Raw genomic sequence first — 20,813 nt, forward strand, 5'->3', positions numbered from 1 at the left:
CTCAGCGCGCTCCACGCATCTTGCGATCGACCACCATACGAGCAAAAGCGACGAAGCTGCGCGCGTAGGCCTCACCGGTGAAGGCTCGCTCGTAGCGGCTGCGCCCCGCCCTCCCATGATCGGCGACTGACTGGGGGGTTTCGACATAGGCCCGAAGCGCCTGGGCCAAGGAGGCGGGGTCGTTGGGCGTAAACAGGCGGCCCGTTCTGCCGTCTTCAACGATCTCGATCAGACCCCCGTGACCGGCGGCGACAACTGGCCTGGACCAACTCATCGCCTCAATAGCGATCAAGCCGAAAGGCTCGGGATTGCGCGACGGCGCCGCAACGATATCGCTCCACTCATAGGCTGGCGACGGATCGTCCAGAAACCCCTCCACTGTGATCCGGCCCTCGAGTCCTCTGACCGCGATCAGCTTCAGCAGCGCATCCTTGCTGGCCGGTCCGCCAAATGTGTCGCCCACAACCCGGACCTGGATCCGCTCACGGTCGGCCTGTGACAAGAGGGCGATGGCCTCGACCAGAAGATCCTGGCCTTTCCAGTCGTTGATCCGCCCGATCATCAGAACCCGCAGCGGACCGTCGCTCCGGATCGCCCCGCCGGTCGGCCGTTTTGGCCCCTCGTGACCATTGTGGATGACCTGCGATACCGCCCCCTGACTCAGGGCGTAGGCATCTTCGGTCGCCTTAGAAATGAAGACCAACGCCGCTCGCGACCAGCGCAACAGCCCGCTCAGGATGGTGGCGGTCACACCTGTCGGCAGCTCGTGGGCGTGGACAATCACGCCGCCCCGCCACAGTGGGGCGACCAGCATGTAGTCCATGATCACCGTAGTGCTAATATAGACCAGATCGGCATCCTGGCCTCGCTTCCACGCCCTAAACATCGCCAAGGGCAGTTTCAGCAGCCGCAGCGGAAGCCTCACCCCCAGACTGCGTCTCAACACCCACAGGTCGTCGATCGTCACTTCGAACCCATCGGCTCTCAGCGCATCCGCCAGAGTACCTTCCGCCGGTATCGATGCAGTGATCCGGGCCAGGGGCCATTCGGCGCGTAACGCATGCAGGGTCCGGATGAACACCCGATCCGATCCATAGAGTTCGAAACCCTGGTGGGCGGCGTGGATCGCTTTCATCGTGCGGACCCAGAGGCTCCGGGGACGGCGTCCGATCCCGCGCACAGGCTCTCGTATTCGCGTAGGATCGGCTCCCATTGGAAGGCATTCAGGAAGCGGGCGCGGGCCTTGCTGCGGGCCTCGCTCAGGCCTTGCGGGTCCTCGACGATCCGGTCGAATACCGCGTCGCACTGTTTAGCATTCGCAAAGAAGAACTGATCCTCGCCGGCGACCCATCGATTGTAGGGATTGTCGTGGCCGATGACCGCATTGCCGGCACCCAGGGCCTCGACCAGCGAAGGATTCGTGCCGCCGACGCTGTGGCCGTGGCAATAGGCGGCGGCGTGGAAGCGCAGAGCCTTAACCACAGCGGGGTCGTAGATGGCGCCGGGGAAGACGACGCGGCCTTCGCCCGCTTTCATCACCTCGGCATGATAGGGGTTCTTGTCCGGCTCGAGCTTGCCTAGGCAGACGAACTGCAGGTCGCGCGGCTTGGCGGCGAAGGCCTGGATCATCGGCAGGATGTTGTTCTCGGGCTCGATCCGACCGATCGAGATCAGATAGCGGCCGGGATTCAGGCCCAGGGCCCGCACCGGTGCCTCGGAGGCCTCGGTCACGGGATCAGCACCATAGGGGATCATGACGATGTCGCGCCGGCTGCGGCGACGGGCCAGGTGATTGGCGATCTCGGGGTGGTCGGCGATCAGCTTGTTCGACGTCAGGGCGCCGATCCATTCATTCAGATACAGCCAGATACGGCCGTGCCACGGCCATTTGGCCCGCTTCCACTCGATCCCGTCCATATTGGTCAGGACGGGGTTAGGGGTGAGGCGCAGCAGGGCGCTGAAGACGGCCGTATTATAGCCGAGCACCAGCATCACGCCGCGCTCCTTCATGGCGTGGCGCACGCAGGCCCAGTCGAACTTCATCGTGCCGAAAGCGCCGCTGTCGGCCGCGAAGGTGACGCGACGCACGCCCTCCCACTCATCGATCACCTGCCCGGCCGGACCGTCGTCCACCTGGCAATAGACCGTCACGGCCCAGCCCTTGTCACGCATGTGCTGGGCGAAATGGTGAGCGAAGGTCTCGAACCCGCCATGGGCCGCGGGAACGCCCCGGGTGCCGATGATATAGAGGGCGGGCTTATCCACCCCCTATGCCCCGCGCCGCAGGACGTTTTCCCGCAGGTACTGGCCATAGGTGCTCTTGCCAAGCCTGGCGGCGAGTTCTTCGAGCTTGGCGGCGTCGATGAAGCCCTTCTGGTAGGCGACCTCTTCGGGGCAGGCGATCTTGAAGCCCTGGCGCTTTTCCAGGACGCGGACGAACTCGGCCGCCTCGATCAGGCTGTCGGGGGTGCCGGTATCCAGCCAGGCGTAGCCCCGGCCCATGATCTCGACCGACAGCTTGCCGCGCTCCAGATAGATGCGGTTGACGTCGGTGATCTCCAGCTCGCCGCGCGGCGACGGCTTCAGGTCGCGGGCGATCTCGACCACGTCCTTGTCGTAGAAGTAGAGTCCCGTGACAGCCCAGTTCGACTGGGGCTTGGCCGGCTTCTCCTCGATCGACAGGGCGCGCATGTCCTGGTCGAAGGCGACCACGCCGTACCGTTCCGGATCATTGACGTGATAGGCGAACACGGTCGCCCCCTCGGGCCGGCTCATGGCGCTGGTGAACAGGTCGGTGATGCCGTGGCCGTAGTAGATGTTGTCGCCCAGGATCAGGGCCGACGGATTGTCGCCGACGAAGTCCGCACCGATGATGTAAGCCTGGGCCAGGCCGTCGGGGCTGGGCTGGACCGCGTACTGGATCTCCATGCCCCACTGCGAACCGTCGCCCAACAGAGCCTGGAAGCTGGGCACGTCGCGCGGGGTGGAGATGATCAGCACCTCGCGGATGCCCGCCAGCATCAGGGTCGACAGCGGATAATAGATCATCGGCTTGTCGTAGACCGGCATCAGCTGCTTGGAGGTGACCAGGGTCATCGGATGCAGGCGGGTGCCCGATCCTCCGGCCAGGATGATGCCCTTCATGGGAGTGTCCTTTCGGCGTGGAGTTCGTGGACGATCTCGGCGACGGCGGCCTGCCAGGGGAGGGGCGCGATGCCGTAGTCTCGGGTCAGTTTCTCGGTCGACAGGCGCGAGTTCGACGGGCGCCTGGCCGGGGTCGGGTAGTCGGACGCGGGAATGGCCTCGACCGCAGCGGACGGACCGCCAGTCGCGGCGCTGAGGGCGAAGATCTCGCTCGCCAGCCCGGCCCAGGTGGTCTCGCCGGCGTTGACGAACTGATAGACGCCGGTCGGGGCGTCCGCGTCGGCGATCATCTTCAGAGCGATGGTCTTGAGCGTTTGGGCGATGTCGCGCGCCGAGGTCGGGCAGCCGTGCTGGTCGCCCACCACCCGCAACGCCGGTCGGTCGGCGGCGAGCCGCAGCATGGTCTTGAGGAAGTTGGCGCGGTGGACGCTGAGCACCCAGGCCGTCCTCAGCACGACCGAGCGGGGATTGCCGGCGCGGACCGCCAGTTCGCCCGCCAGCTTGGAGGCGCCATAGACGCCCAGCGGCCCGACCGGATCGGTCTCGACATAGGGACCGGCCTTGGCCCCGTCGAACACATAGTCGGTCGAGACCTGGATCAGCGGGATGCCGGCCTCGCGCGTGGCGTCGGCCAGAACCGCCGGGCCCATGGCGTTGGCGGCGAAGGCGGCGGCGACCTCGCTCTCGGCCTTGTCCACGGCCGTATGGGCGCCGGAGTTGATCACGGCGGCGAAGGGCGTGGCGGCGAAGGCGGCCCGAACCGAGGCGGCGTCGCCCAGGTCCAGCTCGGCCCGCGTCGGGGCGTGCAGCACCACGCCCTCGGGCCAGGCGGCGGCCTGGAGCTCCAGTCCCACCTGACCGGCCCCGCCCGTGATCAGGATGTGGACGGGATCAGCCATTGGCCACGCCCAGCCGCTGGGTCGAATAGCGGGCGTCCAGAATGTCCTGCCACCAGGTCTGGTTCTCCAGATACCAGATGACCGTCTGTTCAATGCCCTGCTCGAAGGTCACAGACGGAGTCCAGTCCAGGTCGGAGCGGATCTTGGAGGCGTCGATGGCGTAGCGATGATCGTGACCCGGCCGGTCGGTCACATAGGTGATCTGATCGGCGTATTGGCCCTCGGCCTTGGGACGCAGCCGGTCCAGGATCGAACAGATGGCGGTGACCACCTCGATATTCTTCCGCTCGGCGTTGCCGCCGACATTATAGGTCTCGCCCGGCGTGCCGGTCTCGAACACGGCCTGGAGCGCGCGGGCGTGGTCGTCGACGAACAGCCAGTCGCGCACGTTCGACCCGTCGCCATAGACCGGCAGGGGCTCGCCGTTCAGGGCCCGGATGATGATCAGCGGGATCAGCTTCTCGGGGAAATGATAGGGGCCATAGTTGTTGGAGCAGTTGGTCACCAGCACCGGCAGGCCGTAGGTGTGGCCCCAGGCGCGCACCAGATGGTCCGACCCGGCCTTGGACGCCGAATAGGGCGAGCGGGGATCATAGGGCGTGGTCTCGGTGAAGAAGCCGTCTTCGCCCAGCGAGCCGAACACCTCGTCGGTCGAGATATGGTGGAAGCGGAAGGCCGCCTTGGCGGCCTCGTCCAGCTCGCGCCAGTAGCCCAGCGCCTGGTTCAGCATGACGAAGGTGCCGACCATATTGGTCTGGATGAAGGCCCCCGGCCCGTCGATCGAGCGATCGACATGGCTCTCGGCCGCCAGGTGAGCGACCACGTCGGGCTTGAATTCCCGCAGGGCCTTGGACACGGCCTCGGCGTCGCAGATGTCGGCCTGGACGAAGGCATAGCGGTTGCTGGAGGCCACAGGCTCCAGCGAGCTCAGCACGCCCGCATAGGTCAGCTTGTCGTAGACCAGGACCTCATGGTCCGTATGCTCGATCAGCCGCCGCACCAGGGCCGAGCCAATGAAACCGGCGCCGCCGGTGACCAGAATACGCATCGATTGTCTCTCAGTCAGAGTTCAGGTCAGAGCGTGGGCAGCGGCTCGAGCGGCCGGCCGTCGTAGTCGAATGGGCTGTCGAACTCGGCCAGGGTCGGCAGAACCTTGTCCTTGTCGGACAGGACCGCGCCTGATGCCGGCAGAGGCCAGTCGATGCCGATGGTTGGATCGTTCCAGACGATGCCGCCGTCACAATCCGGCGCATAGACGTCCGTCACCTTGTAGGCGACCTCGACGTCGGGCTCGAGGGTGACGAAGGCGTGGGCGAAGCCGACCGGCACGAACAGCTGCTCGCCGCCCTCGGCGGTCAGCTTGGCCGCCACATGATGTCCATAGGTCGGCGACCCCCGCCGGATATCCACCGCATAGTCCATGATCGAACCGCGGACGCAACGCACCAGCTTGGCCTGGGCATGCGGCGGGCGCTGATAATGCAATCCACGGATGGTGCCCTCGAAAGCCGAGAACGACTGGTTGTCCTGCACAAACCGCGCGTCGATGCCTGCCGCCAGCGCAGAAGCCTCCGAATAGGTCTCCATAAACCAGCCGCGCGCGTCGCCAAAACGGCGCGGGCGCAGCAGGCATACGCCTGCGCCGTGCCCATTCGACCCACTCATTGCAAATCCCCCATGATGTCTTTCGAGCTAGAGACACTGAGGTCTGCATAGCACCGATCCCTGATGGACCTCCAGCATTTTGCTGCGGCGCACAAGGATTACCTTGCCTTTGCACAAATGAACCAGCGCGAATCTGATTCCCCCGCGTTGTCCGTAGGTTGTCACCCAAGATCAATACTAGACTCTACAACCCCATATTGGGCGCCTTCCGGGAAGATCGAACTGGACGGCGTCCGAAAAGGGATTTCAAAAGCATCCACAATTGCAACGACGGCGGACGACTACATCAACAGACGCCCACACTCATTAATCGCCACCCACCCGCCCGGATTTTGTCCCGATCCTAGCCACGACGCGCTAAGAGCGTAACAAACTCTGAGGTTCAATTAGGTGGACTGAAGAGAGCTTTGATTCAGGGCTTGATGTTCAGATGAGAAGCGGGCCTTTTCGAGCCACTCTTGGTCTAGGCGGTGTGGACAAAGTGCCTAGAGCGAACAGTTTGGCGGACATGTACGTCCACCATGGTCACACCCAATCGCAGACGTTCGGCAAGTGAGGGGTCGCGAGCAATTCAAGTTATTCATTGTCACCGAAAGCAGGCGCAGCGCCACTCATCAATGATTGCGAAGTCCGCGCCCCGAACGCCTGGGGCGCTAAGAGTACGAGAGAGTGTCTGATGGCAACGTCAAACCATAGCTCGATTCATGAGAGCTCTAGAGCGATCTGGAGGACCCCCTGGCCGCCTGGGAGTGCAAGCGCCATGCGCGTCAAGCTTAAGGGCGTCAATACCGTCAAGAAGCGGCTCAGTGACGGCAGCGTCGCCCGCTATCATTATTTCCGCGCCACCGGCGCCAAGCTGGAGGGCGAGCCGGGGACGCCGGAATTCCTCGCCTCTTACGCAAGGGCCGAACAGCAGATTCGCGACGGCAATACGCGCGGTTTCATCGCCGGTTTGGTGCGCGACTACATGCGGTCGCCCGAGTTTCGCACCCAGCTCGCCGAGACCACGCAGCGGGAATACAAGCGCAAACTCTGGGCGATTGAAGAAGAGTTCGGCGACATGCCGGTCGCGACGCTGAACAATCCCCGCGTCCGCGCGCCCTTCATGGAATGGCGCAACAGGGTCGCCGAGGAGTCGGGCCTGCGCGAGGCCGATTACCGCCTGTCCGTCACGTCCGCGATGTTGAGCTGGGCCGTTCAGAACGGCCAGATCGACGTCAACTATATCAAGGGCTTCAAACGCCTCTACCGCTCGGACCGGGCGGATGTGATCTGGCAGGCCGCCGACATCGAGGCCTTCATGGCGAACGCGCCGCTGGAGATGCAACGCGCCCTGATCCTGGCCCTCCATACCGGGCTCCGGCAGGGCGATATCCTGAAACTGTGCTGGACCAACTACGACGGCGAGAGCCTGACGCTCAGCATCGGCAAGAACGGACGCGGCGGCCTAAAGGCGCGCCCGGTCGCCATTCCCTGCACCCAGTCCCTGCGGACCATGCTGGACGGGATGGCGCGCACCCAGGCCGTGATCCTGACCACGACGACGGGTCGCCCTTTCACCAAGCGCCATTTCGGGAGCCAGTGGCGGCAGGCGATGAAGGCGGCGGGGATGGAGGGTTCGCCGCTGCACTTCCACGACCTGCGCGGCACGGCGATCACCATGCTGGCCGAGGCCGGGTGCAGCATCCCCCAGATCGTGTCCATCACCCAACACTCGCTGGCGACCGCAACCCGGATCCTCGACGTCTACATGTCCCGGACGCGCCACCTCGCGAACCAGGCCATCGCCCAGTTCGAGAACGCCTCGGCAACCAATTCTGCAAACCGCCGCGCCGAAACGCGTGAACGATCGCTCACCCCAAGGATGACAATATAATGATTTCAATGAAAAGAGATGGCGCACCCGGAGCGATTCGAACGCCCGACCCCCAGATTCGTAGTCTGGTGCTCTATCCAGCTGAGCTACGGGTGCGGCTGCCTTGCGGCGAGGGCGGGTCTTTAGCGGTAGAAATCGGCGGGCGCAAGCGGCGGAATGCAGTTTATGCGCGACGGGCGGTTGGCGTGGGGTCCGGGACGGCCTAGGTCGGGAGGCGACGCCCTCCCTCGTCCGGACCACGCCCATGTCTCTGTTCAGCCGTCGCCTCGTCGCCTTGCTCATTCCTGTTCTGGTCGCCGGGTGTCAGACCGGTGGGCGGCCCACAGAAAGCAGGGCCGAGCCGGGCGCGCCGGTTCAGGTCCGGACCCAAGCCCAAACCCAGACTGAAACGCCCGCGCGCGGGCCCTTCGTGGCGGCGGCTAATCCGCTGGCGGTCGAGGCGGGGATGGAGGTGCTGCGGCGGGGCGGGTCGGCGGTGGATGCGGCGGTGGCCGTGCAGGCGGTCCTGGGCCTGGTGGAGCCGCAGTCGTCGGGTCTGGGCGGCGGGGCCTTCCTGATGAGCTATGAGGCGGCCACCGGGCGGGTGACGGCCTATGACGGGCGCGAGACGGCGCCGGCCTCGGCCACGCCCGAGCTGTTCTACGAGAACGGCAAGCCGCTGAGCTTCGTCGACGCCCTGCTGTCGGGCCGTTCGACCGGCGCGCCGGGCGCCGTGGCCATGCTGGCGATGGCGCAGAAGGATCACGGCAAGCTGGCGTGGCGCGATCTGTTCGGCGAGGCCGAACGGCTGGCGCGCGACGGTTTCGAGGTCAGCCCGCGCCTGGCCGGCATGATCAACGGCCCCGTGCCCCAGGCGCGCAGCCGGTGGGCGCAAGCCTATTTCACCAAGGCGGACGGCGAGCGGTATCAGGCCGGCGACGTCCTGAAGAACCCCGCCTACGCCCGGACGGTGGCGGCCCTGGCTGAGGAAGGGCCCCAGCTGTTCTATGGCGGCCGCATCGGTCAGGAGATCGCGCGGACAGTGGCGGAAGGGCCGCGCCCCGGCGGCCTGACCGAGGCGGACATCGCCGCCTATCGGCCCTTGCGGCGCGACGCCCTGTGCCGGCCCTATCGGATCTATGTCGTCTGCGTTCCCCCGCCGCCGTCCAGCGGCGTGGCGCTGTTGCAGTTCCTGGAAATGGCCGAACAGACGCCCGACCTTCAGAAGGGCGCCGACAGCCCGGCCGCCTGGGTCGCGTTCGGGCAGTTGCAGCGCCTAATGTACGCCGACCGCGACCGCTATATCGGGGATGCGGACTTCGTCGGCGTGCCGATCGCCGGCCTGCTGGATCCGGACTATGTCGCGTCGCGCGCGGCCCTGGCTCCCAGCCTGAACGGTCCGGCGACGGCCGGCGCCCCCACGGGATCGCCCCCGCGCGGCGAAGACCGGACGGCCGAGCCGGGCGGCACCTCGCACATGGTCATCGTCGACGCCGAGGGGAATGCGGTCAGTATGACGACCACGGTCGAGAGCATCTTCGGCAACGGCAGGATGGTCGAAGGCTTCTTCCTGAACAACCAGCTGACCGACTTCTCCTTCACGCCGATGGAGGACGGCCATCCGGCGGCCAATGCGGTGGCGGCGGGCAAGCGGCCGCGGTCGTCGATGACGCCGGTGCTGATCCTGGATCGCCAGGGCCGTCTGGTCGGGGCCATCGGCTCGCCGGGCGGGTCCAGCATCCTGGCCTATGTGGCCAAGGCCCTGGTTGGGATCATTGACTGGGACCTGCCGGTGCAGGAGGCGATCAATCTGCCCAATCTGGTGGTGCGGGGCGAGATGGTCGGCGCCGACACCGCCCTGATCGCGCCGGACATCCGCGACGCCCTGGCGGAGGCGGGGATAAGCCTGCGGCCCAATGCGACCGAGACCTCAGGCCTGCACGGGGCGATGTGGCGCGACGGCCGGTGGGACGGCGGTGCGGATCCGAGGCGAGAGGGCGTGGCGGTGTCGGAGGTTCGCTGACGGATCGGCGACCCGAAGGTGCGGATCAGCGGCGCGGCTTGATCGACAGCTGGAAGGCGATCAGGCCTTCATCCACGTCGGTGTCCAGCCCGTTCATGCCGCGCAGGCCCTTGCCGGCGTCGATCTCGCGATAGACCAGACCGACCGAGGTCTGGACGTCGCCCCGGCGATAGGCCACGCCGACCGAGGCGTCGCCCAGGAAACCGCCGCGATCCTGGGTATAGCCGGAACGGGCGTAGTCGCCGTCGCGGGTGCGGGCGAAATTATAGCCGACCGCGCGGCCGGACCCGGCGGCGTACAGATACCACCGGGGACGTTCGCCGAAGCGCGCGGTTCCGTCGGGGGCGAGACGATCCAGGCCTTCGCCGATCTTCAAGGTGGCGCCGGCCTCGGCCGATCCACCGTCGCTGCCGACGCCGAAGCCGGCGTGCGGGGTCAGGCTGACTTCCAGGCCGGACGCGGTATGCCTCACCGCTCCGCGGAAGCCGCGAACATAGCGGAAATCATAGCCCTCGGCCTCCAGCTCGGCCCGGTCGACCGGCGTGACCGGCAGGGGCGAGCCGTCGGCCCGACGCAGGCGCCCGGCGGTTTCCAGAGTGACACGATCGGTAAAGGCGTTGCGGTCGATCCAGATGTCGTTGCGGCTGGTGGCGGCCAAACCCTGGGTCTCAGCCGGCCGCAGGGGCGCGCTGATTTCGATTTCGGATCCAAACCGGGCGTCGGGAGCGACGCGGAAACCACCCGGCTCATTGAGGCGCGCGGTCAAAGTCTGAGGTGTTTCAGGGGCTTCGTCGAAGGCGTTCGGCACCGTCGCCTGGGCGCGCGCGTCGGCGACGCCGGCTGTCGCCAGGACGATCCCTACTCCAACGCTCCACACCACAACACGCATTCGGTCTCCCACCGTCCGCTGTTCTCCAGCTTGCACCAGGTACAACCAGACTCCAACAGACATTTTCACGACACTCTTTGGTCCCTTTTGAAACGACGGCGCCACGCAGGGGTTCCAGACGTGAAAAAGGGCCCCGCGTCGCGGAGCCCTTTCGGTCTTGGATCTGACAGACTTACTGGCAGGCCAGGCACTCGTCGTAGTCGGTCTTGGGCATGGAAAAGAGGTCGGGCTGGTTCGGGTCGATGACCGCCTCGGCCTTGTCCTCGGCGCCGGCGAAGGCGGCGCGCTGCACCGACTTGGAGCGCAGATAATACAGCGACTTCACGCCGCGTTCCCAGGCGGACCAGTGCAGCATGTGCAGGTCCCATTTGTTGACGTCGCCGGGGATGAACAGGTTCAGCGACTGCGCCTGGCAGATTTCCGGCGCGCGGTCGGCGGCCAGTTCCACCACCCAGCGCTGGTCCAGTTCAAAGGCGGTCTTGTAGACGCCCTTCTCGTCCTCGTTCAGGGCGTCCAGGTGCTGGACCGAGCCCTCGTGTTCGAGGATCGAGTTCCAGACCGACTCAGTGTTGATCCCCTTCTCGTCCAGCAGACGCTCCAGATAGGGGTTCTTGACCGCGAACGAGCCTGACAGGGTCTTGTGGGTGTAGATATTGGCCGGGATCGGCTCGATGCCGGCGGACGTACCGCCGCAGATGATCGAGATCGAGGCGGTCGGGGCGATGGCCAGCTTGTGGCTGAACCGCTCCATCACACCGCGCTCCTCGGCGTCGAGGCACGGGCCCTTTTCTTCAGCCAGGACGCGACTGGCCTTGTCGGCCTCGCGACGCAGGTGCTTGAACAGGCGCATGTTCCACGACTTGGCCATGGCGCTTTCGAAGGCGACGCCCTGGCCTTGCAGGAAGGAATGGAAGCCCATCAGGCCCAGGCCGACCGAACGCTCGCGCTTGGCCGAATAGACGGCGGCCTTCATTTCCTCCGGGGCGCGGCGGATGAAGTCCTCCAGCACATTGTCCAGGAAGCGCATGATGTCTTCGATGAACTTGGGCTCTTCGCGCCATTCCAGGAAGGTCTCGGCATTGACCGACGACAGGCAGCAGACGGCGGTCCGGTCCACGCCCAGGTGATCGCGGCCGGTGTGCAGCATGATTTCGGCGCACAGGTTCGACTGCTTGACCTTCAGGCCCAGGTCGCGCTGGTGCGGCGCCATCTGGCGGTTCACCGTGTCCGAGAAGATCATATAGGGCTCGCCGGTCTGCATCCGGATGTCGAGCAGCTTGGTCCACAGCGAGCGGGCGTCCACGGTCTTGATGACCGCGCCGTCCTTGGGCGACTTCAGGTCGAACGTGGCGCCGGCCTTCACCGCCTCCATGAATTCGTCGGTGACGTTGACGCCGTGGTGCAGGTTCAGGGACTTGCGATTGAAGTCGCCCGAGGGTTTGCGGATCTCGAGGAACTCCTCGATCTCGGGATGGTGGATGTCCAGATAGACGGCGGCCGAGCCGCGGCGCAGCGAGCCCTGGCTGATCGCCAGGGTCAGCGAATCCATCACGCGGATGAAGGGGATGATGCCCGAGGTCTTGCCGGCGCCCTTGACCTTCTCGCCGATGGAGCGGACGCCGCCCCAGTAGGTGCCGATGCCGCCGCCGTTCGAGGCCAGGGCGACGTTCTCGTTCCAGACGCTCTGGATGCCATCCAGGCTGTCGCCGACGGCGTTGAGGAAGCAGGAGATCGGCAGGCCGCGATCCGCGCCGCCGTTCGACAGGACCGGGGTCGCCGGCATGAACCACAGGCGGCTCATATAGTCGTACAGGCGCTGGGCGTGCTCGGCGTCGTCCGAGAAGGCGGTCGAGACGCGGGCGAACATGTCCTGGTAGCTTTCGCCCGCCAGCAGGTAGCGATCTTCCAGGGTCTTCTTGCCGAAGTCGGTCAGCAGGGCGTCGCGCGAACGATCCACCTGGACCGATTTCACGACAGTCAGATGCGGCTTCTCAGGGGTCGTATTCGTCACAACACCTTGGAATTCCGTCGTCTTCAAAGCCTCGCCGCCAGCCATGGTCATCTGCGTCCTGAACAATAAACAGCCTAGAGCCACCTGCGCCGTAACCACATCATCTAGTGGCTTCGTCGCTCCCCGAGCCCACATATAGGGCGCACATGCCTAATAACCCGTCAACGTCTTGACGCTCGCTTTGTCGGCGAATCGGTCGGACAAGTCGTCCACGCCTGGGGAAAATCCAGCGAGCAAGCCAGCAAACCCGTTGGCGGCCTTCGCAGGCGCGAGATCACGAACGCGTGATCGGAACATAGGGCGAGCTTGGCCGTTTTGCGCGCCATGGCCGTTTTCGATTTCCGTCCCTTTTTGATACGCGCCCTGACGGTTGCGCGCACGGAGATGGCGGCTTTGACGGCCCTGCTCGTCGCCGCCCTGGGCGTCATGAGCTTCATCGAGATCGCCGACGACATGACCGAGGCCGACGGCCAGGCCCTTGATCAGCAGGTGCTGGCCCTAATGCGCCCCTATGCCGACGACCCCGGCCGCCCGTGGGGTCCGTGGTGGCTAAAGGAGGCGGCGGCCGACATTACCTCGCTGGGCGGCCTATCGGTGCTGGGCCTGTTCGCCCTGATCGTCATTGTCTTCCTGCTGAGCCAGAGGAAATGGCTGTCGTCCCTGCTGCTGGCCCTGGGCCTGATCGGCGGCGTGGTATTGAGCGAGGGGCTGAAGGCGGTGTTCGAACGCGAGCGCCCGCCGGCGGCCATGCAGGCGGTCGAGACGCTGAACGCCAGCTTCCCCTCCGGCCACGCCCTGCTGTCGACCGTCTTCTATCTCAGCGTCGCCGTCATGCTGACCCGCGCCTTTCCGCGCCAGAGGTTCAAGATCTTCGTCCTGGGCGTCGGCATTCTGATGGCCCTGCTGGTGGGCCTGACCCGCATCTATCTGGGCGCCCATTGGGCCACGGACGTCTTCGCCGGCTGGGCGGTGGGCTCGGCCTGGGCCATGGTTCTATGGCTGGTCGCCTATGGGGTCGCGCGCTGGCAGAAGGGCCATCAGGCGTCCCTGCAGGACGAGCCGTCGCCGATGGAAGCCGAAACGCCAGAGTCGGAAACCTTGGGCGATCCGACCAAAGTCTAGACCCGCTTTGCCGTCAGACGCAGGATAGTCTGCCCCACGACGCCGCCTCGACCTGAACAGAGCGGCGCGCAAACGGGAGACACGCCATGGACCCTGCCGCCCCCTATGCCGCCCTCTATGCCGAACGGCTGAAGACCCCGGACCAGGCCGCCGCCCTGATCCGGTCGGGCGCCAAGGTCGCCATGGGCCTGGGCGTGTCCCAGCCCCCCGCCCTGCTGAAGGCCCTGGCCGAACGGGCCGAGCGGGGCGAGGTCGAGGATGTGAACCTCTATTATCTGCTCTCAACCGCCATCGCCGGCGACACGGTGCTGCGCTACGAGCTGATGGACCGGATCCGGCCGTGGAGCCTGTTCCACAGCGCCGTCGAACGCCGGCTGGAGCAGCGCGCCTTCGAGGAGGGGCGGCCCAATCCGGTCCAGTTCATCCCGACCGGCTTCCAGCAGTCGCCCCGGCTGCTGTGCGACGAGGTCGGGGTGGACGCCCTGGTCTGCACCGTCTCGCCGATGGATGCGGACGGATTCTTTTCTTTCGGGACCAATACCGACTACGCCAAGCCGGTGTCGGAGACGGCGCGGACCATCGTGGTCGAGGTCAATCCGCACATGCCGCGCGTATTCGGCGACTGCACCGTCCATGTCTCCAGGGTGTCAGGCATCGTCGAACACGCCGCCCCCCTGCTGGTCGTGCCCAGGGCCGAGCCCCAGCCGGCGGATCTGGTTATCGGCCGCATCATCGCCGGTCTGGTCGAGGACGGGGCGACGCTGCAAATGGGGATCGGCGCCCTGCCCAACGCCGTCTGCGACGCTCTGAAGGACCACCGCGACCTGGGGGTCCATACCGAGATGCTGACGCCGGGCCTGGTTGAGCTGATGCAGGCCGGCGTCGCCAACCACGCGCGCAAGACCCTGCACCCCGGCGTCGGGGTCTTCGCCTTCTCGATGGGCGACCAGAACACCTATGACTTCCTGGACGGCAATCGCGGCCTGGAGGCCCGTCCCGTCTCCTACGTCAACGACCCGGCCGTGATCGCGCGCAATGCCAAGATGGTCTCGGTCAACGCCACGCTTCAGATCGACCTGAGCGGCGCCTGCTGTTCGGAATTCCTGAACGGCCGCCAGTTCACCGCCTCGGGCGGACAGCTGGACTTCGTGCGCGGCGCCTATGGGTCCGACGGCGGCAAGTCGATCATCGCCTGTCATGCGACGGCGGCCAAGGGGACCTGTTCGCGCATCGTCGCCCAGCTGGACGGCCCCGTCACCACGCCCCGCAACGACGTCCATATCATCGTCACCGAACACGGCTGGACCAACCTGAAGGGCAAATCGACCAGCGAAAGGGCCCGCGCCCTGATCGCCCTGGCCGCGCCCCAGTTCCGCGACGACCTGATGGCGGAGGCCGGGCGCCAGGGGCTGATCTGAGCCCAATCTTGCGAGTCGTTATCGCCTTTTCATTTCCAACCTCGCGGCCTAAACCCCGCCGCGTCATCGGGGAGTAGCCGCCCGCAACCATCAGCGGGGCTCGCATCAACATACTTCCTCTCCCGGAGAGGATGGTGCGGGAACGGTCCAGACCTTTTTAGGTCCGGATCACGGCAAGACCGGCGGCTTTCGCAGGGATGTCCACGCGGGGCCCGGCTGCGAACGCCACAGGTCCGTCCGCCGAGGCTCCCGCGCACACAGGTTCCTTTTGGAAGCCTTTCTGATCTCGACCGGCCTGGTCTCCATCGCGGAGATCGGGGACAAGACCATGCTGTTGTCCATCGTCATGGCGGCGACCTGGCGACGGCCGACCCCCATCATTCTGGGCGTTCTCGCCGCCACCCTGCTGAACCACGCCTTCGCCGCCCTGGCCGGCACGGTTCTGGCCCATTTCATCACCGGCGACTGGATGCGCTGGATCGTCGGCGTCGCCTTCCTGGGCTTCGCCGCCTGGGCCCTGATCCCCGACACGCTGGAGGAGCAAAGGGGCGAGGTTCAGCGCGGCTTCTGGGCCATCTTCTGGACCACCGCCTCGGCCTTCTTCCTGATCGAGATGGGCGACAAGACCCAGGTCGCCACCGCCATGCTGGCCGCCCGGTTCGAGAACCTGCCCCTCGTCGTGGCCGGATCGACCCTGGGCATGATGCTGGTCAACGGCCCCGCCGTCCTGCTGGGCGAGACGGCGGCGAAGAAACTGCCGCTGAAATGGATCCGGCTCGCCGCCGCGGCGGGCTTCGCCGCCACGGGCCTGTGGATTCTGCTGGCGTCCTGATCCTCAGCGCAGGACGGTCAGGGCCAGATGCTGCAACAGCATGATGGTCTTGGCGTCGCGGATGCGGCCGTCGGCGATCATGGCCAGGGCCTCGTCCAGCGTAGGCTCCAGCACCTCGATGTCCTCGCCCTCGTCCGGGTGGCCGCCGCCGTCGCCGATCCGCATGGACGCGTCATATTCGGCGACGAAGAAGTGCAGGATTTCGGTGACGGAGCCGGGGCTCATGAAGGCCTCGAACACCTTGCGCACCGCGCCGAGACGATAGCCCAGCTCTTCCTCGACCTCGGCGCGGATCCGCACCTCGGGCTCGGCGTCGTCCAACAGGCCGGCCGCCGCCTCGATCAGTAGGTCGTCATAACCGTTCAGATAGGCCGGCAACCGGAACTGCCGCACCAGCAGCACGGTGCGCGCCGCCGGATTGTAGGGCAGCAGCACCGCCCCATTGCCCCGGTCGTAATGTTCCCGATTCTGGGTCTGCCAGACGCCGTCGCGCCGTTTCCAGTCGAACCGGGTGGTCTTCAGCACATACCAGTTGTCCGAGAGAAGCCGGGTCTCGTGGATCCTGAGACGGTCCTTGACGGTCATCGGCTTCCCTCGGGCGGTCTGGCGCTAAGCCTTGCGGGCGTCGCGCTTGGCAAGGACGCGCAGGCGCAGCGCATTCAGCTTGATGAAGCCGGCGGCGTCCTTGTGGTCATAGGCCTGGACGCCTTCCTCGAAGGTCACCAGATCCTGGTCGTACAGGCTGTTGGGGCTCTCGCGGCCGATGACCGAGACATTGCCCTTGTACAGCTTGACCTTGACCGTGCCGGAGACGTTTTCCTGGCTCTTGTCGATGGCGGCCTGAAGCATCTCGCGCTCGGGCGAGAACCAGAAGCCGTTGTAGATCAGCTCGGCGTATTTCGGCATCAGCTGGTCCTTCAGGTGCATGGAGCCGCCGTCCAGGGTGATGCTTTCGATGCCGCGGTGGGCCGCGATCAGGATGGTCCCGCCGGGGGTCTCATAGACGCCGCGCGACTTCATGCCGACGAAGCGGTTCTCGACCAGGTCCAGACGGCCGATGCCGTTGTCGTGGCCGTACTGGTTCAGGGCGGTCAGGATCGTGGCCGGGCTCATGGCCTCGCCGTTGATCGAGACGGCGTCGCCCTTCTCAAAACCGATTTCGATGACGGTCGCCACATCCGGCGCGTCCTCGGGCGAGATGGTACGCTGGTGGACAAACTCGGGCGCTTCGACCGCCGGGTCTTCCAGCACCTTGCCCTCGGAGGAGGAGTGCAGAAGGTTGGCGTCGACCGAGAAGGGCGCCTCGCCGCGCTTGTCCTTGGCGATCGGGATCTGGTTCTTCTCGGCGAAGTCCAGCAGGGCCTCGCGGCTGCGGAACTCCCACTCGCGCCAGGGAGCGATGACGCGGATGTCGGGCTCAAGCGCATAATAGCCCAGCTCGAACCGGACCTGGTCATTGCCCTTGCCGGTCGCGCCGTGACAGACGGCGTCGGCGCCGACCTGACGGGCGATCTCGATCTGGCGCTTGGAGATCAGCGGACGGGCGATGGAGGTGCCCAGCAGATAGTCGCCTTCATATTGGGCGTTGGCGCGGAACATCGGGAAGACGAAGTCGCGCACGAACTCTTCGCGCAGATCGTCGATGAAGATGTTCTCGGGCTTGATGCCCAGCTTCAGCGCCTTCTCGCGCGCCGGGCCCAATTCTTCGCCCTGGCCCAGGTCGGCGGTGAAGGTCACGACCTCGGCGTTATATTCGGTCTGAAGCCACTTCAGGATGATCGAGGTGTCCAGCCCGCCCGAATAGGCGAGGACGACTTTCTTCACGGGCTTGTCGGCGGGGGCGGACATGGCGGCTCTTTCAGTAAACTCAGCAGCAGGGATCGGGGAGTTGACGCGCGCATAAGACCGGGGGTCCGGCGATGCAACCTTTTCCGGGGCTCGGGTGCGCGAAGATGAAGCTTTGTTCATGTTCGATGGGCCGCGTTGCCAGTGCACCGACCATCGTTATGGTCCGGTCCAACTGTAACCCAAGGATGTCTTCCATGCGCCGCACAGGTTCCCTCGTCGCTGCGGCCGCCCTTCTGGCGGTCACCACTCCGGTCTGGGCCTCGGCGCCCGCGGCGCCGGCTCAAGCCGCCGCCCCCGCGATCCAGGCCGCGCCTGTGTCCGAACTGGTCGCTGAAGTCGATATTCCCTACACCAAGTTCACCCTCGACAACGGCCTCACCGTCCTGGTGCACGAGGACCACAAGGCCCCGGTCGTGGCCGTGTCGGTCTGGTACAACGTCGGCTCCAAGGACGAACCGGCCGGCAAGACCGGTTTCGCCCACCTGTTCGAACACCTGATGTTCGGCGGGTCCGAGAATGCGCCCGGCAGCTATTTCACCCCGATGCGCAACATGGGCGCGACGGACATGAACGGCACCACCTGGTTCGACCGCACCAACTATTTCGAGACCGTCCCGACCCCGGCGCTGGAACAGGCCCTGTTCATGGAAAGCGACCGCATGGGCTATATGCTGGGCGCCATCACCCAGGAGACGCTCGATCTGCAACGCGGCGTCGTCCAGAACGAGAAGCGCCAGGGCGACAACCAGCCCTATGGCCTGAATGAGTACAAGCAACTCGAAGCCCTGTTCCCCGAAGGCCACCCCTATCGCCACTCGACCATCGGCTCGATGGCCGACCTGGACGCGGCCTCGATGGAGACGGTGCGCGACTGGTTCCGCTCCAACTATGGTCCCAACAATTCCGTGCTGGTCCTGGCCGGCGACATCACGCCCGCCAAGGCGCGTGAACTGACCCAGAAATATTTCGGCCCCATCCCGCGCGGTCCGGTCAACAATCCCGCCCAGGCGCCTGTCCCGACCTTATCCGCGCCGATCAGCGAGACCACGCGCGACCGCGTCTCCAACGCCCGCGTCCAGATCAGCTGGGCCGTGCCCGGCATGCTGGATGCGGACACCGTGCCTCTCAACATCGGCGCATCGGTACTGGGCGGCCTGGCCAGCTCGCGCCTGGACAACGCCCTGGTGCGCGGCGAGCAGAGCGCCGTCTCGGTCAGCGCCTCGAACGGCGCCTATCATCGCGTCGGCATGTTCGAGATCACCATCGACGTGAAGCCGGGCCAGGACCCGGCGGCTGTCGAGGCCCGCGCCCGCGAGATCCTGAACGGCCTGATCGCCGACGGCCCGACCGCAGCTGAGGTGGAGCGGGTCAAGACCCAGTATGTCTCGCGCACCGTCCAGGGGCTGGAACAGGTCGGCGGCTTCGGCGGCAAGGCCGTCGCCCTGGCCGAAGGCCAGCTCTACGCCGGCGATCCGGAACACTACAAGAAGGAGCTCCAGGCCTATGCAGCGACCACCCCGGCCCAGGTCCAGGCGGCGATGCAGAAATGGCTGACCCGTCCGGCCTATACGCTGACGACCCTTCCGGGCGACCGCGAAGCCTATGAAGAGGCGGCCGAGGCGCCGTCGGGGGCCAACCACACCCCCGCCCCGCCGATCGAGCGTGTGGCCCGTATGCCCAAGCCCGAGATCGCCGCAGTCGCCAACGTCGATTTCCCGTCGGTCCAGCGCACCCGCCTGTCGAACGGCGTCGAGGTAGTCTACGCCCAGCGTGACGCGGTGCCCGCGACCAAGATCGCCATCGATTTCGACGCCGGCCTGGCCGCCGACGACGCGTCGAAACTGGGTCTGCAAAGCCTGATGCTGGACCTGATGGACGAGGGTACGCGCACCCTGAATGCGACCCAGTTGGCCGAGGCCCAGGAAGCCCTGGGCGCCACCATCTCGACCGGCGCCTCGATGGACCGCTCGGTTGTCCAGCTGTCGGCCGTGACGCCGAACCTCAAGCCGTCGGTGGCCCTGCTGGCCGATGTGGTCAAGAACCCGGCCTTCGCCGCGCCGGAGCTGGAGCGTCTACGCGCCACCCGCCTGTCGCGCATCGCCGCCGAACGGACCCAGCCGGCCGCCCTGGCCAACCGCGCCCTGCCGGAACTGATCTACGGCGCATCCAGCCCCTATGGCCGGCCCTTCAGCGGCAATGGCGACGAGGCCAGCGTCAAGGCGATCACCGAGGCCGACATCCGCGCCGACTACGCCGAATGGATCCGGCCCGACAACGCCAAGATCTTCGTGGTCTCGGACAAGCCCCTGTCGGAAATCACCCCGGTTCTGGAGGCCGAGTTCGGCCGCTGGACCGCCCCCGCCGTCGCCAAGGGCACGAAGGACTTCTCGGGCTCCATCCCGGCCACCACGTCCCGGATCGTGCTGATCGACCGGCCGCAGTCGCCGCAGTCCTACATCCTGGGCGGCGAGGTTCTGGCGGCTCAGGGCACGGACGATCTGCTGGTGTTCAACGCGGCCAACAATGTGCTGGGCAACGACTTCCTGTCGCGCATCAACTCGGATCTGCGTGAAACCAAGGGCTGGTCCTATGGGGTCAACGCCTCTGCCGCCGGCTTCGTCGGTCGCGTCCCCTATCTGGTCACCGCCCCGGTTCAGGCCGACCAGACCGGTCCGGCCATCGCCGCGCTGAACGCCCAGTTCAACGACTTCCTGAAGGGCGGCAAGGGCGTGACCCCGGCCGAGCTGGAGCGCACCGTCAACGGCAACACCCGTCGCCTGGCCGGCAGCTACGAGACCTCGTGGGCGGTTCTGGGCGCCATGCGCGGCAACGACATGCTGGGCCGCCCGGACGACTATCCCGAGACGGTCGCCGCTCGCACCAACGCCCTGACGGCGGCGCAGATGGATGCGGCGGTCAGAGCCGCCCTCGACCCGTCGCGCTTCGTCTGGGTCGTCGTCGGCGACGCCTCGGTGGTCAAGCCGCAACTCGACGCCCTGGGCCTGCCGGTCGAGGTCCGCTCGGCGGCGCCGGCCGCCCAGTAGGACGGGCCACAGCCTGAAACGAAGAAGGCCCGGAGAGCGATCTCCGGGCCTTTTCTCATTGTT

The 20,813-nt window shown here is 66.1% G+C and carries 16 protein-coding genes, 1 tRNA gene and 1 riboswitch; of the genes, 6 read left to right on the plus strand and 11 right to left on the minus strand.

Annotation, left to right across the window (positions count from 1 at the left end; translation table 11 throughout):
- Position 1 precedes the first annotated feature (1 nt).
- From ACW177_RS00590 to rfbC, 6 genes are read right to left on the minus strand one after another with little or no spacing between them, the layout of a single operon-like run.
- Entirely contained in the window at positions 2-1,135 is a 1,134-nt protein-coding gene (locus ACW177_RS00590) for a glycosyltransferase family 4 protein (RefSeq protein WP_492026741.1), read from the minus strand.
- Positions 1,132-2,265 (minus strand): DUF1972 domain-containing protein, encoded by a 1,134-nt coding sequence (locus ACW177_RS00595; RefSeq protein ID WP_492026742.1) that lies wholly within the window; start codon positions 2,263-2,265, stop codon positions 1,132-1,134. The genes ACW177_RS00590 and ACW177_RS00595 overlap by 4 nt, the downstream gene beginning before the upstream one ends.
- 3 nt (positions 2,266-2,268) lie before the next feature.
- Positions 2,269-3,144 (minus strand): glucose-1-phosphate thymidylyltransferase RfbA, encoded by an 876-nt coding sequence (rfbA, locus tag ACW177_RS00600; RefSeq protein ID WP_492026743.1) that lies wholly within the window; start codon positions 3,142-3,144, stop codon positions 2,269-2,271.
- A complete protein-coding gene (gene rfbD / locus ACW177_RS00605) occupies positions 3,141-4,043 on the minus strand; it encodes a dTDP-4-dehydrorhamnose reductase (protein ID WP_492026744.1) in 903 nt (300 codons plus the stop codon). The genes rfbA and rfbD overlap by 4 nt, the downstream gene beginning before the upstream one ends.
- A complete protein-coding gene (rfbB, locus tag ACW177_RS00610; protein ID WP_492026745.1) occupies positions 4,036-5,091 on the minus strand; it encodes a dTDP-glucose 4,6-dehydratase in 1,056 nt (351 codons plus the stop codon). Before rfbB ends, rfbD begins: the two co-directional genes overlap by 8 nt.
- 26 nt (positions 5,092-5,117) lie before the next feature.
- Positions 5,118-5,708 (minus strand): dTDP-4-dehydrorhamnose 3,5-epimerase, encoded by a 591-nt coding sequence (gene rfbC / locus ACW177_RS00615; protein ID WP_492026746.1) that lies wholly within the window; start codon positions 5,706-5,708, stop codon positions 5,118-5,120.
- A gap of 760 nt (positions 5,709-6,468) precedes the next feature.
- Here rfbC and ACW177_RS00620 point away from each other — a divergent pair.
- Positions 6,469-7,584, plus strand: coding sequence for a tyrosine-type recombinase/integrase (locus ACW177_RS00620; protein ID WP_492026747.1), 1,116 nt, complete (start codon positions 6,469-6,471; stop codon positions 7,582-7,584).
- A gap of 19 nt (positions 7,585-7,603) precedes the next feature.
- Here ACW177_RS00620 and ACW177_RS00625 read toward each other — a convergent pair.
- Positions 7,604-7,680: transfer RNA gene (locus ACW177_RS00625), tRNA-Arg, on the minus strand.
- Between the two features lie 148 nt (positions 7,681-7,828).
- On the opposite strand from ACW177_RS00625, the gene ACW177_RS00630 reads away from it, so the two are divergent.
- A complete protein-coding gene (locus ACW177_RS00630) occupies positions 7,829-9,586 on the plus strand; it encodes a gamma-glutamyltransferase family protein (RefSeq protein ID WP_492026748.1) in 1,758 nt (585 codons plus the stop codon).
- A 25-nt stretch (positions 9,587-9,611) separates the two neighbouring features.
- Here the strand turns inward: ACW177_RS00630 and ACW177_RS00635 are convergent, their stop codons facing one another.
- Entirely contained in the window at positions 9,612-10,475 is an 864-nt protein-coding gene (locus tag ACW177_RS00635) for a lipid A-modifier LpxR family protein (RefSeq protein WP_492026749.1), read from the minus strand.
- A gap of 172 nt (positions 10,476-10,647) precedes the next feature.
- Complete coding sequence (locus tag ACW177_RS00640; RefSeq protein WP_492026750.1) at positions 10,648-12,537, minus strand: ribonucleoside-diphosphate reductase subunit alpha; 1,890 nt, start codon at positions 12,535-12,537, stop codon at positions 10,648-10,650.
- Between the two features lie 333 nt (positions 12,538-12,870).
- Between ACW177_RS00640 and ACW177_RS00645 the strand changes: the two genes are divergently transcribed.
- The 3 genes from ACW177_RS00645 (at position 12,871) to ACW177_RS00655 (ending at position 15,858) form a co-directional block, all read left to right on the plus strand.
- On the plus strand, positions 12,871-13,608 hold the full coding sequence (locus ACW177_RS00645; RefSeq protein WP_492026751.1) for a phosphatase PAP2 family protein: 738 nt from the start codon (positions 12,871-12,873) through the stop codon (positions 13,606-13,608).
- A gap of 86 nt (positions 13,609-13,694) precedes the next feature.
- Positions 13,695-15,026, plus strand: a complete 1,332-nt coding sequence (locus tag ACW177_RS00650; RefSeq protein WP_492026752.1) for an acetyl-CoA hydrolase/transferase family protein — start codon at positions 13,695-13,697, stop codon at positions 15,024-15,026.
- 55 nt (positions 15,027-15,081) lie between these two features.
- Positions 15,082-15,264: riboswitch (yybP-ykoY riboswitch) on the plus strand.
- A gap of 30 nt (positions 15,265-15,294) precedes the next feature.
- Entirely contained in the window at positions 15,295-15,858 is a 564-nt protein-coding gene (locus tag ACW177_RS00655; RefSeq protein WP_492026753.1) for a TMEM165/GDT1 family protein, read from the plus strand.
- A 3-nt stretch (positions 15,859-15,861) separates the two neighbouring features.
- On the opposite strand, the gene ACW177_RS00660 is transcribed toward ACW177_RS00655, so the two are convergent.
- Together ACW177_RS00660 and ACW177_RS00665 are read right to left on the minus strand one after the other, a co-directional pair.
- Positions 15,862-16,443, minus strand: a complete 582-nt coding sequence (locus ACW177_RS00660) for a GDP-mannose pyrophosphatase (protein ID WP_492026754.1) — start codon at positions 16,441-16,443, stop codon at positions 15,862-15,864.
- Between the two features lie 24 nt (positions 16,444-16,467).
- Positions 16,468-17,706, minus strand: coding sequence for an argininosuccinate synthase (locus tag ACW177_RS00665; protein WP_271165479.1), 1,239 nt, complete (start codon positions 17,704-17,706; stop codon positions 16,468-16,470).
- 194 nt (positions 17,707-17,900) lie between these two features.
- Here ACW177_RS00665 and ACW177_RS00670 point away from each other — a divergent pair, with 194 nt between their 5' ends.
- The gene (locus tag ACW177_RS00670; RefSeq protein WP_492026755.1) at positions 17,901-20,750 is read left to right on the plus strand and encodes a M16 family metallopeptidase; all 2,850 of its coding nucleotides are present in this window, start codon (positions 17,901-17,903) and stop codon (positions 20,748-20,750) included.
- Positions 20,751-20,813 lie beyond the last annotated feature (63 nt).

This window comes from Brevundimonas sp. AVps23W (assembly GCF_058681395.1).